Origin of the sequence: Pseudonocardia benzenivorans CB1190 (genome assembly GCF_000196675.2) — a bacterium.
In the GTDB taxonomy this organism is placed as follows: Bacteria; Actinomycetota; Actinomycetes; order Mycobacteriales; family Pseudonocardiaceae; genus Pseudonocardia; species Pseudonocardia benzenivorans.
Window position 1 is genome coordinate 2,237,147 of record NC_015312.1, and the last position, 18,273, is coordinate 2,255,419.

Sequence of the window (18,273 nt, forward strand, 5' to 3'; positions counted from 1 at the left end):
CGTCATGCTCCTCGGGCGACGGACTCTGGTGCTGTCTCTGTGGGTGACTCGCTCGCCGCAGCGATGTCGTTCACCGGCGGTGCTGTGATGCGGGGGGCGAGCTCGGCACGCACGGCGGCCGTGCCGGCGACCATGGCGGCGAGCTTGGCGCGGGCGACCGCGCCGGTCACGTTGCGCAACCCGCAGTCGGGGTTGACGACGAGGCGTTCGGCCGGGACGAGCTCGAGCGCGCTGCGGATGCGGGACGCGATCAGCTCGGGTGTCTCGACCTCCGACGACTTCACGTCGACGACGCCGAGGCCGATGGTGCGGTCCCAGCCGAACTTCTCGATCACGGGGAGATCCTCGTAGCCCTTGCGCGCGAACTCCAGCACCAGCTGGTCGACGCGGGCGTCGAGGACGGCGGGGAACAGGAAGTCGTAGTGGCCCTCCCACAGCGGTCGGGCGTAGCGGTTGCCGTAGCAGACGTGCAGACCCCAGGTGACGTCCACGCCCTCGGTGACGATGTTGACCGCCTCGATCGCCGTTCCGACCGCGTCGGGGTAGCCGGCGAGGAACGGCTCGTCGATCTGCAGCAGCTGCGCGCCCCGCTCGGCCAGCGCGTGCGCCTCGGCGTTGAGCACCCTCGCGATCGCCAGCACGAGCTCGCGCTGGTCGGCGTAGGCCGAGTCGTGGATGCGCCGCGACAGCGAGAACGGCCCGGTGAAGGAGAACTTGACCGGGCCCGACGTCTGCTCGGCGGTGAACGTGAAGTCGTCGGCCAGACCCAGCGGGGCGGTCGCGAACCGGTCGGGCAGCGGCGCCGGCACCCGCGCCTCGTAGTAGTCGAAGTAGAAGTCCTTGGCCGTCTGCGGGATCTCCACGCCGGGCATCCGGGCCAGGAAGTAGTCGATGTCGTTGTCGCGGCGCAGCTCGCCGTCGGAGACGATGTCGATCCCGGCCAGTTCCTGGTCGCGCAGCGCGGCCTTGATCGCCATCTCGTGCAGGTCGGTGAGCTGGGCGAAGCTCATCCGGCTGCGGTAGTAGTCGGTCTTGAGCCGCTCCATCCACTCCGGGACCGGGTACGAGCCGACGACGGTCGTCGGCAACAGCGGCACCCGGCCCATCAGCGCGGCGTTCCTGGGCGCCGACATCAGTCCCTCACCTGCGCCGTCATCGTCACGATGTTGCCCCCCGAGCGGTGTGAGAACGGGGCGTAGTGCACGTCGAACCCGTGCCGGCGCCCGACGTGGGCGAGCAGCGGGCCGTTGACCCAGTTGACCACGGAGCCGTCGTACTTGCCGGGTCCGCGGAAGTGCGAGCGGTAGGACTGGACGTCGGTCACGAACAGGTCGTGGCAGACGAGCTTGCCGAAGGGGTGCAGCAGCTGCAGGCTGTCGACGAAGCTCGCGAGCGCCCCGTTGTTGACGTGCATCCGCACGTCCGCGCCCGACTCCAGTAGCGGGCGCAGCATCTCGCCGCCGACCTCGGGGGCGATCTCGTAGAGGTCGAGCCCGGCGAGCGGGACGTAGCGCTCCTCCAGCCGGATCGCGCTCCACGCCGCCCGCCAGAAGGTCACCGCCGCGTCGGTGTCGGCGAAGTTCGCCGGGGCCGCCTCGGCGAGCAGCGCCGGGCCGAGCCGCAGCAGCTTGTGCACCAGCGCGCCGACCTGGTCGGGCGTGGTGTTCGCCTGTCCCGCCAGCGCGCGCGCCTGCTCGGGCGGCAGGTACGCGCGGGTCTGCACCTGGTAGGTGCGCCCGCCGAGCTGGGCGACCTCGTCGGTCGGCAGGTTGTCGTAGACGTTGGAGATGTAGACCAGGAACACCTTGTAGCGCAGGAACCCCAGCGACGTCCGCGGCCGTGTCGCGTCGAGCGCGAACGAGCTGACGTGCGCGAGGTGGTCGCACACGGTCTCGCGGGCGAGGTCGAGCACGTGCTGGGAGTAGTCGCACATCAGGTAGTGCAGCCGGCGGTAGTAGCCGCGGCCGTGGGCGAGGTCGAGCGCGCGGAACTCGTCGAGGAACACCTTGGCCTGGCTGCCGTTGCCCACCCCAAGCTCGACGACGTAGAGCTCCTCCGGGAGGGCGTTGTTGTCCGACAGGGGGTCCCACACCGCGAAGAGCTTGCGGATGAGGTCGCGCGCCGCGTCGTGGTTGCGGGCGTCGCTCTCCCCGCCGGGCAGCGCCTGCTCGTAGCCGCGGCCGGTGGACTTCTCCCACAGGTCCAGGTCGGCCCAGTAGCGCGCGTTGAACGACCAGATGCAGCTCGCGCTGCCCGGCCCCCACTCCTCCAGCGTCACCCGGCCACCGGTGCCGCCGCCCGCGTGCTCGCGCAGCAGCTCGGCGGTGTGCTCCTTGAGCGCCACCTTGCCGCTGCGCCGCACGTCGACGGCGACCTCCATGTCGTCGTCGCGCACACCGACCTGCTCGATCACGGGACCGCCGGCGGGCAGTCGCTCCGGTTCGGCCAGGATCGGCCGCAGCTCGACGACGTCGCGGAAGTTCTCCCGGTACTGCACCCAGTCGCAGACCAGCCGGACCTTCGACAGGTCCGTGGAGTCCTCCGAGAGCGCCTCGACGACCGGGACCAGCGCGGTCGTGATGTCGATCGGGGTGGTCCCGCGCAGGCGGGAGTGGGGCCGGAAGTCAACCAGCATGTCCGAGTCCCTCCGTGGTGACCGCGCCCGGTGCGGAACCGGTCAGTGCCGGGCGTGGGGCCGGGCGTGGAGCGGGTCGTGGCGCGATGCCCGCGCGTTCCAGGATCTCCGGGACGCCGCGCTCGTACCCGAAAGCCATGAGGTGCACGCCCGCGACGCCGGGCAGCTCGGCGAGCTGCTGGATCGTCTCGACGCACATCGTGACGCCCTCGGCGGCGACCCGGTCGGCCGGCACGCCGCGCAGCCGGCGGACCACCTGGTCGGGCACGTGGATGCCGGGGACCCCGTGGCGCAGGAACTCCAGCACCCGCAGCGACCGGATCGGGCCGACGCCCGCGAGGACCCGGCAGCGCTCGGTGACACCCAGGTCGCGCAGCTCGGCCAGCCACGTCGTGAAGACGTCGACGTCGAAGACGTACTGGGTCTGCACGAACTCCGCGCCGGCCGCGACCTTCTTCGCCAGCCGCCGGGCGCGGAACCGCCGCGGCGGGGCGAACGGGTTCTCCACGGCACCCACCAGCCAGTCCGGGCGCGCACCGATCTCGCGGCCCGACGCCAGCGTGCCCCCGTCGCGCAACGACCGGGCGGCCCACACGAGCTGGGTGGAGTCGAGGTCGAAGACCGGGGCGGCGTCGGGGTGGTCGCCGAAGCGCGGATGGTCGCCGGTCAGCAGCAGGACGTTGGGGATGCCGAGCGCGCCCGCGGCGAGCAGGTCGGACTGCAGGGCGATGCGGTTGCGGTCCCGGCAGGTCAGCTGCATCACCGGCTCGACGCCCGCGCGCATCGCCAGCAGGCTCCCGGCGAAGCTGGACATCCGCACGTGCGCACCCTGGTTGTCGGTGACGTTGGCCGCGTCGACCCAGCCGCGCAGCAGGTCGGCCTTGCGGGTGATCGCCTCGGCGTCGGCGCCGCGAGGCGGCCCGATCTCGGCGGTGACGGCGAACCGGCCCGCCTCGAACGCCCCCCGCAGAGTCATCGCACGCCCCCGACGGGGTGCAGGCCCAGCTCGCGGTGCAGCAGCGGCCGCGCGCCCTCGGCGTCGGCGGCCGTCCACAGGTCCTCGTCGCGTCCCTGCCAGTAGTTGACCCAGGAGCTCTGGTCGCGCAGGCGCTGGTCGACGGGGCGCTGCAGCAGGTCCAGGTCGGCGCCGTGGCCCGCCTGCTCGCTGCGCTCGTACGCGACGACCCACACGCACGGCAGCTCGGGATGCACCTCGCAGCCCCCGCTCGCCGAGACCCCGCCGCACGGCCCGTTGCGCAGCTGCTTGGGGCAGGTCATCGGGCAGGTGTAGCCCGTGGCCGGGAGCGCGCACTGCCCGCACATCCGGCAGCCGAACAGCTCCTGCTTGGTCACGCGCTCGACGGTGGTGAACGCCGCGTAGGCCCGGGGCCGCCGCTCCAGCCAGGCCGCGACCCGCGCGTAGAGCCGGTTGGTCGCGAGCCCCGCGTGCAGGAGGTAGCCCAGCCGCGCGCCGATGCGCGGGCGGAACGGCCGCGGCCAGCCACGGCGTGCCGCCGCGTCCGCCGTGAGGTCGTCCGTCGCCACGTCACGCCTCCTCCCGGTCGGCCGTCCATCGAGGTTCGCAGCTGCCCGGTGGTCGCGTCATCGTGCCCGACGGCCAACGTCGGTCGCGGGCTGTTGTGCCCGCACACAGGCCCGACAACGGTGTTCCCGCAGGGCGAACCGCGGATTCCCGCACCGTCGAGTGCCCGTCGGCGGCGGTGGTGGGGGCGATCACAACCGGCACCGGTGCTGCATTGTGCCGAAGGACAACCGAGGTCTCACGCGTTGTGCGCCCGGAAGGGCCGCACGTACAGTCCGCGCATGGCCGCCCCGGGCTCGACGGCGAGCACCCCGCCCGTGCCCTCACGCGTACCGGTCGCGCACGCGCTGCGCCGGCCCGCGGGCGACGAGGCGGCTGTGCTGCGCCGCGTGGTGAGCATGTGCGGGCACCTGTCGGCGCTCGCCGCGCAGAACACCGAGCTGGCCGACGTCGTCACCTTCCTCGCCGAGGGCGTCGGCGCGGGGGTCGTCGTGCTCGACCGGCGGCTCGACGAGCTCGCCCGGGCCGGGCTCCCCGGCGGCGACGACCTCGTCGGCGGGGTCCGCGAGCAGGCCGGGGTTGCCGGGCTGCGCACGGTGCTCGCCGCCGCGGCGCGGACCCGCCGGGCGCTGACCGTCCCGGGTTCGGCGGCGGCCGGGGCGGCGACGGTCGTCGCGCCCGTCTCGGTCGGCGACGACGTCTCCGGGTACCTGCTGACCGCCAGCCACGCCGGCAGCGACCTCACCGAGGACATGCGGCTGCTCGTGACCGAGCACGCGGCGATGGTGTGCGGTGTCGTGCTCGGCCGGGAGCTGGTCGTCACCGCCGCGGCGGGCCGGGCCCGCCAGGAGCTTGTCGAGGGTCTGCTGCTGGTGCGCGACCGCGACGACCCCGAGGTCGAACGCTGGGCCCAGCACCTGGGCTTCGAGCCGGGCCGCGGGTACTGCGCGGTCGCGGTCAGCCTGGCGGGCGACCGGGCCGCGACGGCGTTCCCCGCCGTCGAGACCGCGCTCGGCCGGCTCGCGCCCGAGGCGATCGTCGCCGCCCGGGCCGACGAGATCGTCGCCATCGTCCCGGCGACGGCCGGCGGCGCACCGGGCCGGGGCGTCGCACCGGGGCCGCTCGCCACCGCCCGCGCCGTCGCGGCGGGCTGCGTCGCGGCCATGTCGGGCAGGGCGGGCGCGTCGGTCCCGGTCGCGGTCGGCGTCGGCAACCCCTGCGACACGGCCGCCGAGATCGCCCGCTCCTACGCCGAGGCCCGGCACGCGCTGGCGGCGAGCGAGAAGCTCGGCGAGTTCGGCGGGGTCACGGCGTTCGCCGACCTCGGCATCCACCGGCTGTTGCTGCGCGTTCCCGACGTCACCGACCTGCGCGACTTCGCCGAGGAGGTCGTCGGCGCGTTGCTGGCGGAGGAGCGGACCGGCGGCATGGAGTACCTGGCGACCCTGTCGGCCTACTTCGAGCACAACAACTCCCCGCGCCGGGCCGCGGAGAAGCTGCACGTGCACCCGAACACCGTCAGCTACCGCATCCGGCGCATCGAGGAGATCACCGGCCTGTCGCTCGACGTGCGGCGCGACCGGCTGATGGCCGAGGTCGCCGTCGAGATCCTCGATGCGCTGGGCGACAGGGCGGGCGGAGGCCGACGATGAACGTCCGGGAGCTGCTCACGACGTCGGTGCTGGTCGGCGACGGGGCGATGGGGACGATGCTGCACGCCGCGGGCAACTCGCTCGACCAGGCGCTGCCCGCGCTCAACCTCACCGAGCCCGAGCTGGTCCGCACCATCCACGACAGCTACGTCGGTGCCGGGGTGGACCTGGTGCAGACCAACACGTTCGGCGCGAGCCGGCTGCGACTGGCCGAGTACGGCGCGGCCGACGACGTCGCCCGCATCAACGCCGCCGGCGCCCGGCTCGCGCGCGAGGCCGCCGCCCGCGCCGACCGGGCGGTGCTGGTCGCGGGCTCGGTCGCCCCCGCCGTCAGCGTCCACCAGCGCAGGCGGGTCGCGGCCGAGGAGCGCAGGGCCGCGGTGCGCGAGCAGGTCGAGGTGCTCGTCGGCGCCGGTGTCGACGTGGTGCTGCTGGAGACGTTCGGGCACCTCGACGAGCTCGTCGAGGCCTCCGAGGTGGCGCTGGAGGTCGCGCGCCGCACCGGCGACGTGCCCGTGATCGCGCAGGCGACGTTCGGCTCCGATCGGCACACGCTCTCCGGCCACACCCCGCACGAGGTCGTCACCGCGCTCGCAGGGTTCCCGCTCGCGGCGATGGGGGTCAACTGCACGCTCGGCCCGCAGGGCTGCCTCGCGGTGCTGCGCGAGCTGCGGGTGCACACGGCGGTTCCGCTCACCGTGCAGCCCAACGCCGGACTGCCGCGGCGCGTCGGGCCCGCGCGGTTCGAGTACGACATCGACGCCGACTACTTCGTCCGCTACACCCGCCAGCTGCTCGACGCCGGCGCCGCGCTCGTCGGGGGCTGCTGCGGGACGACGCCGAGCCAGCTCGCCGCCGCGGCCGCGGCCGTCGCCGAGCACCGGAGCCAGCGCGCGGCCGAGGTCGCCGAGCGGGTCGCCGCGACCGCCGTCGTCCCCGAGCGGCCCGAGACCGACGGGCCCTTCTCGGCGCCGGGGCACGTCGTCGCCGTGGAGCTGCGGCCCGCGCCGACGGGCGGGGTCGACGAGGCGCTCGAGCTCGCGGCCGAGCTGCAGCAGGCCGGCGTCGGGTTGGTGTCGGTCGCCGCGTCGTCGAGCCCTCGGGCGCAGGTGAACTCCGTCGACCTCGCGCTGCACCTGCACAACCGGCTCGGCCTGACCACGCTCGCGAGCGTCACCACGTGGGACCGCACGATCATGGCGCTGCAGGCCGACCTGCTCGGCGCGCACGCCCTCGGGGTGCGCGGCGTCGTGTGCGAGACCGGGACACCGCCCCTGCTGGGCGACTACCCACATGTCGACGGCATCTGGGACGTCGACTCGCTCGGGCTCATCGAGCTGCTCGCGGGCCTCAACGATGGCACCGACTACCACGGGCTGCGGCTGGGGACGAAGACGTCGTTCGAGATCGGGGCCCGGGTCAACCCCGGCAGCCGCGACCCCGGCCGGGCCGCGGCGGGGGCCCTGGACAAGATCGCCGCGGGTGCGCAGTTCCTCATCACCCGGCCCGTGCACGAGCTCGCCGGCCTGGAGCGGGTGCTGGAGGCCGTCGACGGGCGGGTGCCCGTGCTCGTCGCGGTCCGGCCGCTGACCGGCTTCGACGAGGCCGACTACCTCGCCCACGAGGTTCCCGACGTCACGATCCCCGCCGCGACACTGGCGGCCCTGCAGGACGCGGGCCCCGACGCCCGCGCCGCCGGCATCGACCTGGCCGTCGCGCTCGCGGACCAGGTCCGCGGCATGGCGAAGGGTGTCGTCGTGACGGGTGGGTCCGACGTCGTCGAGGCAGTCCGCCGACTGCTCGGATAGCCCTACTCCTCCCGGTCGTCACGAACGTGGGGTTGCGTCTCCCCGGTCTCTCGCGACACGCCGATCTCGTAGGTGCTCAGGCGGCACACCTCGTGACATCGTCACCTGGTCGGCTGACGGGCGAGGGGGCGGATGGTCGAGCAGCTCGTGCCGCGCGCCGATCCCCGTCGCGTCGGCGACACCCGCAGGCGCGTGTCGGCGGTCCCGTACGCGCCGGGTCTCGACGGCCTGCGCGCGCTCGCCGTCGTCGCGGTCCTCGTCTACCACCTCGAGCTCTCGTGGGCCGGTGGCGGCTTCCTCGGCGTCGAGATCTTCTTCACCCTCAGCGGGTTCCTCGTCACGCAGCTGCTCGTGGCCGAGCTGCGCGCCCGCGGACGGGTCGACGCGAAGGCGTTCTTCCTGGCCCGCGCGCGCAGGCTCGTCCCGGCGCTGGTCGCCTGCGTGCTCGCGACGGTCGTCGTCTACCGGCTGCTGCTGCCCGGTGACGTCGGTGGCATCCGGGACGACGCGTTCGCGTCCTTGACCTACGTCCAGAACTGGCACCTGGTCATCGCCGGCATCCCGTACGGCGAGGCGTTCGCGCGGCCCTCGCCGCTGCTGCACATCTGGTCACTCGGCGTCGAGGGCCAGCTGTACCTGCTCTGGCCGCTGCTGTTCGTCGGCGTGCTCGCGATGGTGGCCCGCAGGCGGGCCGCGGCCGTCGCGCTGCTGCTGGCGATGGGGTCGGCCGTGGTGATGGCCCTGCTCTACGACCCGGACTCGAACATCCGCGTCTACTACGGCACCGACGCCCGCTCGGCGGGGTTCCTCGTCGGGGCGGCGCTCGCACTGGTCTACGGCCCCGAGGCGTGGTCGCGCCGGCTGTCGAGGCCGCGGCGCGCGATCGTCGACTTCGGTGGGGGCGTGGCGCTGGTGGCGCTGGTCGTCGCCCTGTCGACGGCCTCGGAGTTCGACGACCAGCTCTACGAGCGCGGCGGCTTCCTGCGTGCCGGGCTGCTGACCGCGGTCGTGATCGTCGCCGCGGCCCGCAACGGCGTGGTCACGAGCGTGCTCGCGCGCCGCCCCCTGATCTGGCTCGGCCGCCGCTCGTACGGCATCTACCTCTACCACTGGCCGATCTTCGTGCTGACCCGGCCGGGGATCGACGTCCCGGCGCCGGCGTGGCTGGTCGACCTCGGCCGGGTCGTGGCGACGTTCCTGGTCGCGGAGCTGTCCTACCGGTTCCTGGAGACGCCGATCCGGCGTGGGGCGATCCGGCGGGTGTGCGCGCGGGCGAAGGCCGGCACCGCGGCCGTCGCGACGTGCGGGGTGCTCGCGCTGACGCTGACCGCCTGCGGGATCGTCGCCGTGACGGGAACTCCCGGCGCCGCCCCGGTGCCGCCCGCCGCGGCCGCCGACGACGAGCCACCCGTCGACGCCGCGCCCGCCGACCCGGGAAGCGCCGCACCCGTCGCACCGGGGGCCTCCACGGCGGCCGGGGCCCCGGCGACCCCGACGACCGCGCCCGCCACCCCGAGCGGCGGGGTGGGGCGCCCGGTGCTCGTCGTCGGCGACTCGATCACCCTCGGCAGCGCCGACGCGCTGACGACCGCGCTCGGCCCGCAGACGACCGTCGACGGGAAGGTGGGCAGGCAGTTCAGCACCGCGCCCGCGATCGTCGCCGCGTGGGTGACCGCGCACGACGGGCCCGTGGTGGTCGACCTCGGGGCCAACGGGACCATCAGCCGGCGCGACGTCGACGCCGTCGTGAGCGCCGCGCGCGCCGAGCGGATCGTGTTCGTCGGGGTGTCGGTGCCGCGACGCTGGCAGGACGCGAACAACGCGACCCTGCGCGAGGCCGTCGCGGCGGCCGGCCCGCGCGCGGCGTTCGTCGACTGGGCGGCGATCGTCGCGGCGGACCCGTCGATCATCGGGCCCGACGGCGTGCACCCGACCGTCCGCGGCCGGACGGTGCTCGCCACCGCCGTCCGGCAGGCACTCGGCTGACCCGACGGGTCCGACCGGCCCATTCGCCATTCGCACACGGCGGGTCCCAATTGTTCCGGCGGGTTTTTGCCGACAGTTAATTTAGGGTTGGTAACCGGCGACACGCGAGTGTGCGCAGTACGGAGCGTCACAACAGAACCGGACATAACGTGCCTGCTGCACTTCGACCGGGTGGGCCGCGGCACCGCTCGTGACCGCACGTCCCCGGCTCGCCTCCGAAACGTGGTGGTCACGCCTTTATCACAACGGCCGTCCGAATGGGCCGGTACCCGCGACGCGCGCGAGCGCGGGGGGTGCTCTAGTTTCCTTTTCCGAGAATGTGCGTTGAGGCAGGAAAGGAGGGTCGATGATCGACGCGGTGCTGCTCCATCCGAACGACGGGTGCCTGACGGTCGCGCGGGAGCTCACCCGGCGCGGGGTCCGGGTGCACGCGCTCGCGACCCCCGAGTACGCCCACGTGACCCGCAGCCGCGGGGTGCGCGGCCAGGTCATGCCCGACATCCGCGAGCACCCCCGCGCCTGGCTCGACGCGCTGGCCGGCGTCGACGACGGGGTGCTGATCTGCGGGTCGGACGCCGCGTCGGAGTGGGTCGTCCGCCACCGCGCGCGCATCCCCGCCCGGCTGCGGTCGTTCGAGGCCCCGGGCGGCGCCCACCTCGACCTGATGGACAAGCGCACGACCTACCGGATCGCCGCCGAGGCGGGCGTGCGGGCGCCGTGGATGCACCACGTCGCCGACCGTGCGGACCTCGACGACCTGCTCGGCGAGCTCACCTACCCGTGCGTCCTCAAGCCGACGCTGGGGCACGTCGCCAAGGAGCTCGTCGGCGTCGGCACCGTGCACATCGCGTCGCGCGCCGACGCGCTGGCGCACGCGGTGCCGTTGCTCGACCTCGGCGTCCCGATCCTGTTCACCGAGCTCGTCCCCGGACCGGAGACCCTGCTCGAGGGCGCGGTCATGGTTCGCGACCACGACGGCGGCTACCCGTTGAGCTACGGGCGGCGCAAGCTGCGGCAGTGGCCGATGGACTACGGCGTGGGCTCGTTGACCGAGGCCGTGCCGGTGCCCGAGACCGTCGCGCTCACCCGGCGGCTGCTCGACCACACCGGCTACGTCGGGCTCGCCGCGTGTGAGACCAAGCGTCACGCCGGAACCGGTGAGCTGTACCTCATCGAGGTCAACGTCCGGGTGCCGGGCAACTTCGGCCTCGCGCAGGCCTGCGGTGTCGAGGGGCCGTGGCGGCTCTACGCGACGCTCGCCGGGCTTCCGGTGGGCCCGCAGCGCCCGCAGGTCGACGGCCGCAAGGTCCTACTGCCCGTCAAGGACGCCCAGGCCGTCATCGCCCGGGTACGCCGCGGCGAGACCACCTACGGCCGGGCCGCCCGGTCGCTGCGCGGGACCCGCGACTTCGGCGCCTTCGCCGCGCGCGACCCACTGCCGGCGCTGCACCAGCTGGCGAGCACGCTGCTCAAGGCCCGGGGCCGCGTCGGCAGGCCGGCGGCCGCGCCCGTCGCGGTCGACGTGCGCGCCCCGCTGTCACCGCCGCTCGTCCGCACGGCGTGCAGCCCGGGCGGCGGCCGGCCGTCGTAGGCCCGCGCCGCCACCCGGGCGGGCGTCACCAGATCCGCACGCGCTCGGCGGGCGGGGTGTAGAGCGCGTCCTCCTGCTGCACGTCGAACGCCTCGTGGAACGCGTCGAGGTTGGTGACGACGGCGTTGCAGCGCAGGTCCGGCGGCGAGTGCGGGTCGATCGTCAGCCGTCGGACGGCCTCGGCCTCGCGGGTGACGGCGCGCCACACCTGCGCCCAGCCCAGGAGCACCCGCTGCAGACCGGTGAACCCGTCGATCACCGGGGCCTCCCCGTCGCCGAGGGAGATCCGGTAGGCCTTGAGCGCGATCGTGAGCCCGCCCAGGTCGCCGATGTTCTCGCCGACGGTCAGCGCGCCGTTGACCTTGTGCTCGGGCAGCCCGATCGGGGACAGCTCGCTGTACTGGTCGATCAGCGCCTGCGCGCGCCGGTCGAACTCGGCGCGGTCGTCGGCCTGCCACCAGTCGGTCATGTTGCCGTCGCCGTCGTACTTGCTGCCCTGGTCGTCGAAACCGTGGCCGATCTCGTGCCCGATGACCGCGCCGATGCCCCCGTAGTTGGCGGCGTCGTCGGCCTCCGGGTCGAAGAAGGGCGGCTGCAGGATCGCGGCCGGGAAGACGATCTCGTTCATCCGCGGGTGGTAGTAGGCGTTGACGGTCTGCGGCGTCATCAGCCACTCGTTGCGGTCGACCGGCTTGCCGAGCTTCGCGAACTGGAAGTCGGTCGACCACTCGCCGGCGCGCCGGACGTTGCCCAGCAGGTCGCCCGGGTCGACCTCGAGCGCCGAGTAGTCCTTCCACTCGTCGGGGTAGCCGATCTTCGGGGTGAACCGGCCCAGCTTCTCCAGGGCCCGCTCGCGCGTCTCCGGCCCCATCCAGTCGAGCGACGAGATCGACTGCCGGTAGGCCTCGACCAGGTTCGCGACGAGCTCGACCATGCGCTCCTTGGCCGCGGGCGGGAAGTGCCGCTTCACGTAGAGCTGTCCGACGGCCTCGCCCAGGGCGCCCTCGACGAGCCCGACGCCGCGCTTCCACCGCTCCCGCAGCTCCGGGGTCCCCGACAGGGTGCGCCCGTAGAAGTCGAAGTCGGCCTCGACCAGCGCCTCGTTCAGGTAATCGGCGCACGAGGACACCGTGCGGATCGCGAGCCACGCCTTCCACTGCTCCAGCGGGCGGTCGCGCCACATCGCCGCCGCCTCGGTCACGAACGTCGGCTGCCGGACGACGACCTCGTCGAAGGCGCCCGCGGGCGCGCCGAGCGCCTCGATCCAGACGTCCCACTCGAAGCCCTGGGCGTTCTCGGCCAGCGCCGCGCCCGTCATCAGCGTGTAGGTCTTCTCCGCGTCGCGGTTGGTGACCCGGTCCCAGGACGCCGCGGCGAGCGCCGTCTCCAGCTCCATCACCGTCGACGCCACTGCCGCCGGCTCCGCCAGCCCGGCCAGCTCGGCCAGCCGTGCCAGGTGCGCGACGTACTTCTCGCGCAGCTCGGCGTAGGAGTCCTCGCGGTAGTACGACTCGTCGGGCAGCCCGAGGCCCGACTGCGACAGGTGCACGAGGTAGCGCGACGAGTCCTTCGCGTCCGTGCTGACGAACGCGCCGAACAGCGCCGTGCGGCCCTCGCGCTGCCGCCGGCCCAGCACCGCCGCCAGCGCGGCCGTGTCGGCCGCGTCGGCCACCTCGGCGAGCAGCGGCCGCAGCGGCTCGATGCCCAGGGCCTCGATCCGTTCGACGTCCATGAACGACGTGTAGAGATCGCCGATGCGGCGCGCGTCGGTGCCCGGCGCGGCGGAGGAGGCCGCGGCCTCCTCGACGATCGCCCGGACGTCGGCCTCGGCGTTGTCGCGCAACGCGTGGAAGGCGCCGTCCTGCGAGCGGTCGGCCGGGATCTCGTGCTCCTTGAGCCATTTGCCGTTGACGTGCCCGAACAGGTCGTCCTGCGGACGGATGCCGGAGTCGACCCAGCGCAGGTCGAGCCCGGACCGCGGGGACCCCGTCGGGGCCTCCGCGGGGGACTCCGCCGGGGGTGAGGTCGGGGAGGTCGTCATGGGTGCATTGTGCCCTGACCCACGACCGGGCGAGGGCCGCCGGACGTTCGCCTACGGTGTAACCGGGCTGCCGATCTCCGGAGGACGGCCGGGCCCGGAGGAGGGCTCGATGGTCGAGGCGGACGGCCGTGTCGTCGGAACTCCGTCCTCGCCCCCGGCACCGACCGGACTGCACCGCCCGCTCGCCCTGCTCGTCGCGGGCGCGTTCTTCATGGAGATCCTCGACGGGACGGTCATCGCGCCCGCCGCGCCGCACATCGCGGCCGACCTCGGGGTCGCGGCCGTCGACGTCAACGTCGCGATCACCGGCTACCTCCTCACGCTCGCGGTGCTCATCCCGATCAGCGGGTGGCTCTCCGACCGGTTCGGCGCCCGCCGGATCTTCGTCGCCGCCCTCGTCGTGTTCACCCTGGCGTCGGCGGGCTGCGCGCTCGCGCCGTCGCTGCCGGTGCTCACCGCGACCCGTGTGCTGCAGGGCGTCGGCGGGGCGATGATGGTGCCGGTCGGGCGGCTCGCGGTGCTGCGGACGACGGACAAGCGCGACCTGGTGCGCGCCATCGCCTTCCTCACCTGGCCCGCGCTCGTCGCGCCCGTCGTCGCGCCCGCGCTCGGTGGCCTGCTGGCCAACTACGCGTCGTGGCGGTGGATCTTCGTCGTCAACCTGCCGTTGGGGCTCGTCGCCCTGGTGCTCGCGCTACGGATCGTGCCCGACGTCCGCGCGCCCCGCCGCGACCCGCTCGACTGGCGCGGGTTCGTCCTCACGGCCGCGGGCGCCGCCGCGCTCGTCGTCGGGCTGGAGAGCATCGGCGGCGGCCGCTGGGGATCGGCCGTCGCCGCGCTGGTGCTGGCGGCCGTGCTGCTCACCGCGGCCGTGGCCTACCTGCTGCGGACCCGTCGGCCGCTGGTCGACCTGCGGGTGCTGGCCCTCGCCACCTACCGGCTGACCGCGGCAGGCGGGTCGGTCTACCGGATGGTGATCACCGCCATCCCGTTCCTGCTCCCGCTGCTGTTCCAGCTCGGCTTCGGCTGGTCGGCGGCGCAGGCGGGGCTGGTGGTGATCGCGTTGTTCGTCGGCAACGTCGGGATCAAGCCGGCGACCACGCCGCTCATGCGGCGCTTCGGGATCCGGGCCGTCGTCCTGTTCTCCATCGCCGCATCGGCGGCGTGCCTGGTCGGGATGGCGTTCCTGACGGCGGCGACCCCGTTGCCGGTGCTGCTCCTGCTGCTGCTGGCCAGCGGGGTCGTGCGGTCCACCGGCTTCAGCGCCTACAACAGCGTCGCGTTCGCCGACGTCGAGCAGGAGCGGATGACCGGCGCCAACACCCTGATGTCGACGCTGCAGGAGCTCGGCGCGGGCCTGGGTGTCGCGGTCGGAGCGCTGTTCGTGCGGCTCGGCGACCCCGTCGGGCACCTCGTCGGCCTGTCCGACGCCCCCGCGACGCCCTACCGCATCGCGTTCCTGCTCCTCGTCGTCGTGCTCGTGGTGCCGGCGATCGAGACGCTGCGGCTCTCGCGGACCGCGGGTGACGTCGTGACCGGGCGGTCCTGACCCCGGTCAGCCCACCGTCCGGGCGAAGGGGACCGCCGGGTCCGGTGCCGGGGTGTTCACGGCGAGGTGGACCGTCGGCTCGCTGCCGGCGTTCCAGTTGCGGTGCGGCACACCGGCGGGGAAGACGACGAGGCTGCCCGCGGGCGCGTCGAACTCCTGGCCGTCGACCTCGATGCTCATCGTGCCCTGGAGCACCCAGAACACCTGGTCCACCTCGTGCACGTGCAGGCCCGCGGGGGAGCCGCCGCCCGCCGGGGTGCGGATCCAGTCGACGTGGCAGGACTGCGCGCCGGTGGCCTGCCCGATGAGGTTCTGCGAGAACCGCTCGCCCGCGCCGGTGGCGGCCAGCGCGTCGGTGTCGACGCGACGCAGGTACGGGTTGGCGGTGTTGCCGGCGGTCATCGGCGCTCCCTCGGATCGGCGCCCCGGCGGGGTCCCGGGGTCCTCACCACCCTCGCACCCGCGGCGCGGCCCGAGCTGTGACGCGCATCCCAGCGGCGCGTCCGCGTCAGGGGTGGGTGGGCCAGATCGTCACGGAGTTGACCTGCGTCCGGCGGGGCAGGGCCAGCACCGAGAGCACGACGTCGGCGACGTCCTGGGGCTGGACGAGGTCCGCGGCCCGGTAGGGGCGGTGCGCGGCGGCGTGGATGCGTTCCTGCATCGGGGTGGCGGTGCGTCCGAGGTGCAGCGTCGTGACCCGGACCCCGGCGGCGTTGACCTCGCCGCGGAGGCTGTCGGCGACGGCGGTGAGGGCGTGTTTGGTGGCGGCGTACTGGCTGACCCCGGGGTAGGCGGCCAGGCCCTGGGTGGAGTTCATGAAGATGACGTCGCCGTGGCGGGCGCGCAGGTGGGGGAGGAGTTCGCGGGTCAGCTCGTAGGGGGCGCGGACGTTGACGGCGTAGAGATGGTCGAAGGTCGCGGCGTCGGTGTCGGGGACCTCACCGCTGGCGTAGTCGCCGGCGGAGTGGACGAGGACGTCGACGCCGCCCAGCAGGTCGGCGAGGTGGTGGCCGAGTACGGGCACGGCGTCCGGGTCGGCGAGGTCGGTGGTGAGCACGGTGGCGGCGCCGTTGTGGGTGGCGGCGGCCGCGTCGGCGAGCCGGGCGGGGTCGCGGCCGATGAGGACGAGTTGTTTGGCGTGCGGGCCGAGTGCGACCGCGACCGCGCGGCCGATTCCGCTGCTGGCGCCGGTGACCACGGCCGCGTCGATCATCATCGGGTGCGCCGCCGCTCCCCGTCGAAGGCTCCGTCAGAGGCCCCGTCAAAGGCCCCGTCGAAGGCAGCGTCGTCGGCCCCGTCGATGGCCCCGTCCAAGGTTGAGGAGACGCCCGCCGCGCTGCGGTCGGGAGGCCGCGCATGGTCGCTGTCCGTGACCGATTTCTCCCACATGTCCCTCATGGCGTACCCATCCGCCGGATCGGCGATTTTCCTGCCGATGCGAGCATCGTGGACCTCAACCGCTGCGAACCCGCTGGATATTAGCCTGTCGGGAGCGATCTGCACCGAGGAACAAGGCACGAGAATTCTCGGCCGGCCGCCGCCGGATCGCAGAACGCCGACCCGTCGATGGCTACGCTGTGTAGTCGCTGATGGACCGCCTGCAGACAGCGTCGAGCCCCGTCGGGACGCCCGTCCGGATCGTCCCCGTCCGCCGCGCCATCAGCGCTGGTGAACCGACTCCTCCGCGGTCCGCAGCCACTCGCGCCACTGGTCGGCCTGCGCGCGGGCCTCGGCGGCCCGCTTCGCGTCGCCCGCCGCTTCGGCCTTCTGCGCCTGCGCCTCGAACTGCGCGACGCGGTCGCGGAACTGCGAGACGCGGGCCTCCGTCTCGGGGTCGGTGCGCCGCCACTGGCGGTCGACGGCCTCGCGGACCCTCTCCTCGATCGCACGCAGGCCCGCCTCGAGCGGACGGATGTCGTCGCGCGGGACCTTACCGATCGCCTCCCACCGCTCCTGGATGCCGCGCAGCGCGGCCCGAGCGGCGTCGGCGTCGTCGGTGTCGATCTTGTCGGCCTCGGCCAGCAGGGCCCGCTTGGCGTCGGCGTTGGCGGCGAACTCGGCGTCGCGCGCGGCGAACGTCTCGGTCCGCCGCGAGAAGAACGCATCCTGGGCGCTGCGGAAGCGCTGCCACAGCGCGTCGTCGGCGTCCTTCTGCGCCCGCCCGGCCGCCTTCCACTCCGCCATGAGCTCGCGGTACCGCGCGGCCGTGGGGCCCCAGTCGGTCGAGTCGGCCAGCGCCTCGGCCTCGGTGGCCAGCTCCTCCTTGCGGGCCTTCGCGCTCGCCCGCTGCCGGTCGAGATCGGCGAAGTGCGAGCCGCGGCGGCGGTTGAACGCCTCTCGGGCCCGGGAGTACCGCTTCCACAGCGCCTCGTCGGTGCGCCGGTCGATGCCCTTGATCGTGCGCCACTCGTCGAGGATCGCCTTGAAGCGGTCGCCCGCCTGCTTCCACTGCGTGGCCTCGGCGGCGAGCTTCTCGGCCTCCGCGGCGAGCTCCTCCTTGCGGGCCACGGCGGCCTCGCGCTGGGCCGACCGGGCCGAGCGCGCGGCGCCGACCGCCGCCTCCGCGAGCGTCACCAGCTCGTCGAGGTGTGCCTTGAGGGCCGCGACGTCGCCGACGACGGCGGCATCGGCGAGCCCGTCGCGCATCGCGGTGGCACTGTGCAGCGCCTGCTTCGGGTCGCCGCCGCCCGTCGTGAGCCGGACGGTGAGCAGCTCGGCCTCGGTACGCATGTCGTCGAACCGGCGGGCGTAGTGCGCCAGCCCCTCCTGCGGCGCGCCGGCCTGCCATGAGCCGACCTCGCGCTCGCTCTCGGCCGTCACGAGGAAGATGCGGCCCTCGTCGTCGACCCGACCCCAGCGCGCCGGATCGGGGCCTGCCTCGGGTACCGAGATCGCCGCGGCGGGTACGGCCGCGACCGGCGTCGGCGCGGCGGCGGCCTGCGCGGCGGGGGACTCGAGGGGCTTCGCCGGCGGCTTTGCGGCACGGGGCGGCGGGACCGGGCGCGGGCGGCCGCCGGGCGGGGGACCGGGCAGCGGCGCGCGGGGGGTGGGCGGCGGGCCGGGGACCGGCCGCGGCGGTGCGGCGACCGAGGTGCGCGCGGGCTCGTCGGTGTGCTGTCCGGCCGGGTGCTGTCCGGGCGTGTCGTGGCGGGCCGCGGCGTGATCGGGTGCGTCGTGGCGGGCCGCGGCGTGATCGGGTGCGTCGTGATCGGGTGCGTCGTGATCGGGTGCGGCGTGGTCGGCGGGGGCCGGTGTGGAGATCGGCCCCGGATCCGCCGGGGTGTCCTGCGCCGCCGGGGTGTCCTGCGCTGCCGGGGTGTCCTGCGCCGCGCGGCTGTTCTCCGCCGTGGCCGTGTCCGGCCCCGCGGTGTCGTCGGTGGCCGCGGTGTCGCCGGTTGCCGCCCGGTCGTTGCCGGCGGGCGTGTCGGTCGTGGCCGACGCCGTGGCCTGGCCGGGGATGGTCGCGGC

Annotated in this window: 14 protein-coding genes; 5 read left to right on the forward strand and 9 right to left on the reverse strand. The window is 74.2% G+C overall.

Annotated elements, in window-relative coordinates:
• Positions 1 to 2: 2 nt before the first annotated feature.
• Genes PSED_RS10700 through PSED_RS10715 form a run of 4 tightly spaced genes read right to left on the reverse strand, consistent with a single transcriptional unit; the run spans position 3 to position 4,180 of the window.
• The gene (locus PSED_RS10700; RefSeq protein ID WP_013674258.1) at positions 3 to 1,133 is read right to left on the reverse strand and encodes a uroporphyrinogen decarboxylase/cobalamine-independent methonine synthase family protein; all 1,131 of its coding nucleotides are present in this window, start codon (positions 1,131 to 1,133) and stop codon (positions 3 to 5) included.
• Positions 1,133 to 2,635, reverse strand: coding sequence for a hypothetical protein (locus PSED_RS10705; RefSeq protein WP_013674259.1), 1,503 nt, complete (start codon positions 2,633 to 2,635; stop codon positions 1,133 to 1,135). Before PSED_RS10705 ends, PSED_RS10700 begins: the two co-directional genes overlap by 1 nt.
• Positions 2,625 to 3,611 (reverse strand): methylenetetrahydrofolate reductase, encoded by a 987-nt coding sequence (locus PSED_RS10710; protein ID WP_013674260.1) that lies wholly within the window; start codon positions 3,609 to 3,611, stop codon positions 2,625 to 2,627. The genes PSED_RS10705 and PSED_RS10710 overlap by 11 nt, the downstream gene beginning before the upstream one ends.
• Positions 3,608 to 4,180, reverse strand: a complete 573-nt coding sequence (locus tag PSED_RS10715; RefSeq protein WP_013674261.1) for a methylenetetrahydrofolate reductase C-terminal domain-containing protein — start codon at positions 4,178 to 4,180, stop codon at positions 3,608 to 3,610. The genes PSED_RS10710 and PSED_RS10715 overlap by 4 nt, the downstream gene beginning before the upstream one ends.
• 279 nt (positions 4,181 to 4,459) lie before the next feature.
• Between PSED_RS10715 and PSED_RS10720 the strand changes: the two genes are divergently transcribed.
• The 4 genes from PSED_RS10720 to PSED_RS10735 all read left to right on the forward strand — a co-directional run bounded on the left by PSED_RS10720 (position 4,460) and on the right by PSED_RS10735 (position 11,215).
• A complete protein-coding gene (locus PSED_RS10720; protein ID WP_041759495.1) occupies positions 4,460 to 5,830 on the forward strand; it encodes a PucR family transcriptional regulator in 1,371 nt (456 codons plus the stop codon).
• Complete coding sequence (locus PSED_RS10725) at positions 5,827 to 7,638, forward strand: bifunctional homocysteine S-methyltransferase/methylenetetrahydrofolate reductase (protein WP_013674263.1); 1,812 nt, start codon at positions 5,827 to 5,829, stop codon at positions 7,636 to 7,638. The genes PSED_RS10720 and PSED_RS10725 overlap by 4 nt, the downstream gene beginning before the upstream one ends.
• Positions 7,639 to 7,770: 132 nt before the next feature.
• Positions 7,771 to 9,624: an acyltransferase family protein gene (locus PSED_RS10730; RefSeq protein ID WP_013674264.1), complete on the forward strand. Its 1,854-nt coding sequence runs from the start codon at positions 7,771 to 7,773 to the stop codon at positions 9,622 to 9,624.
• A gap of 346 nt (positions 9,625 to 9,970) precedes the next feature.
• Complete coding sequence (locus tag PSED_RS10735; RefSeq protein WP_013674265.1) at positions 9,971 to 11,215, forward strand: carboxylate--amine ligase; 1,245 nt, start codon at positions 9,971 to 9,973, stop codon at positions 11,213 to 11,215.
• A 25-nt stretch (positions 11,216 to 11,240) separates the two neighbouring features.
• On the opposite strand, the gene PSED_RS10740 is transcribed toward PSED_RS10735, so the two are convergent.
• A complete protein-coding gene (locus tag PSED_RS10740) occupies positions 11,241 to 13,256 on the reverse strand; it encodes a M13 family metallopeptidase (RefSeq protein ID WP_013674266.1) in 2,016 nt (671 codons plus the stop codon).
• 109 nt (positions 13,257 to 13,365) lie between these two features.
• On the opposite strand from PSED_RS10740, the gene PSED_RS10745 reads away from it, so the two are divergent.
• Entirely contained in the window at positions 13,366 to 14,805 is a 1,440-nt protein-coding gene (locus tag PSED_RS10745) for an MFS transporter (RefSeq protein WP_013674267.1), read from the forward strand.
• Between the two features lie 6 nt (positions 14,806 to 14,811).
• Here the strand turns inward: PSED_RS10745 and PSED_RS10750 are convergent, their stop codons facing one another.
• The 4 genes from PSED_RS10750 to PSED_RS10765 all read right to left on the reverse strand — a co-directional run bounded on the left by PSED_RS10750 (position 14,812) and on the right by PSED_RS10765 (position 17,838).
• Positions 14,812 to 15,207, reverse strand: a complete 396-nt coding sequence (locus tag PSED_RS10750) for a cupin domain-containing protein (RefSeq protein ID WP_013674268.1) — start codon at positions 15,205 to 15,207, stop codon at positions 14,812 to 14,814.
• A gap of 106 nt (positions 15,208 to 15,313) precedes the next feature.
• Positions 15,314 to 16,021: an SDR family NAD(P)-dependent oxidoreductase gene (locus tag PSED_RS10755; protein ID WP_013674269.1), complete on the reverse strand. Its 708-nt coding sequence runs from the start codon at positions 16,019 to 16,021 to the stop codon at positions 15,314 to 15,316.
• Positions 16,018 to 16,308: a hypothetical protein gene (locus PSED_RS10760; RefSeq protein ID WP_041759497.1), complete on the reverse strand. Its 291-nt coding sequence runs from the start codon at positions 16,306 to 16,308 to the stop codon at positions 16,018 to 16,020. The genes PSED_RS10755 and PSED_RS10760 overlap by 4 nt, the downstream gene beginning before the upstream one ends.
• 156 nt (positions 16,309 to 16,464) lie before the next feature.
• Positions 16,465 to 17,838, reverse strand: a complete 1,374-nt coding sequence (locus PSED_RS10765; protein ID WP_132975374.1) for a DUF349 domain-containing protein — start codon at positions 17,836 to 17,838, stop codon at positions 16,465 to 16,467.
• Positions 17,839 to 18,273 lie beyond the last annotated feature (435 nt).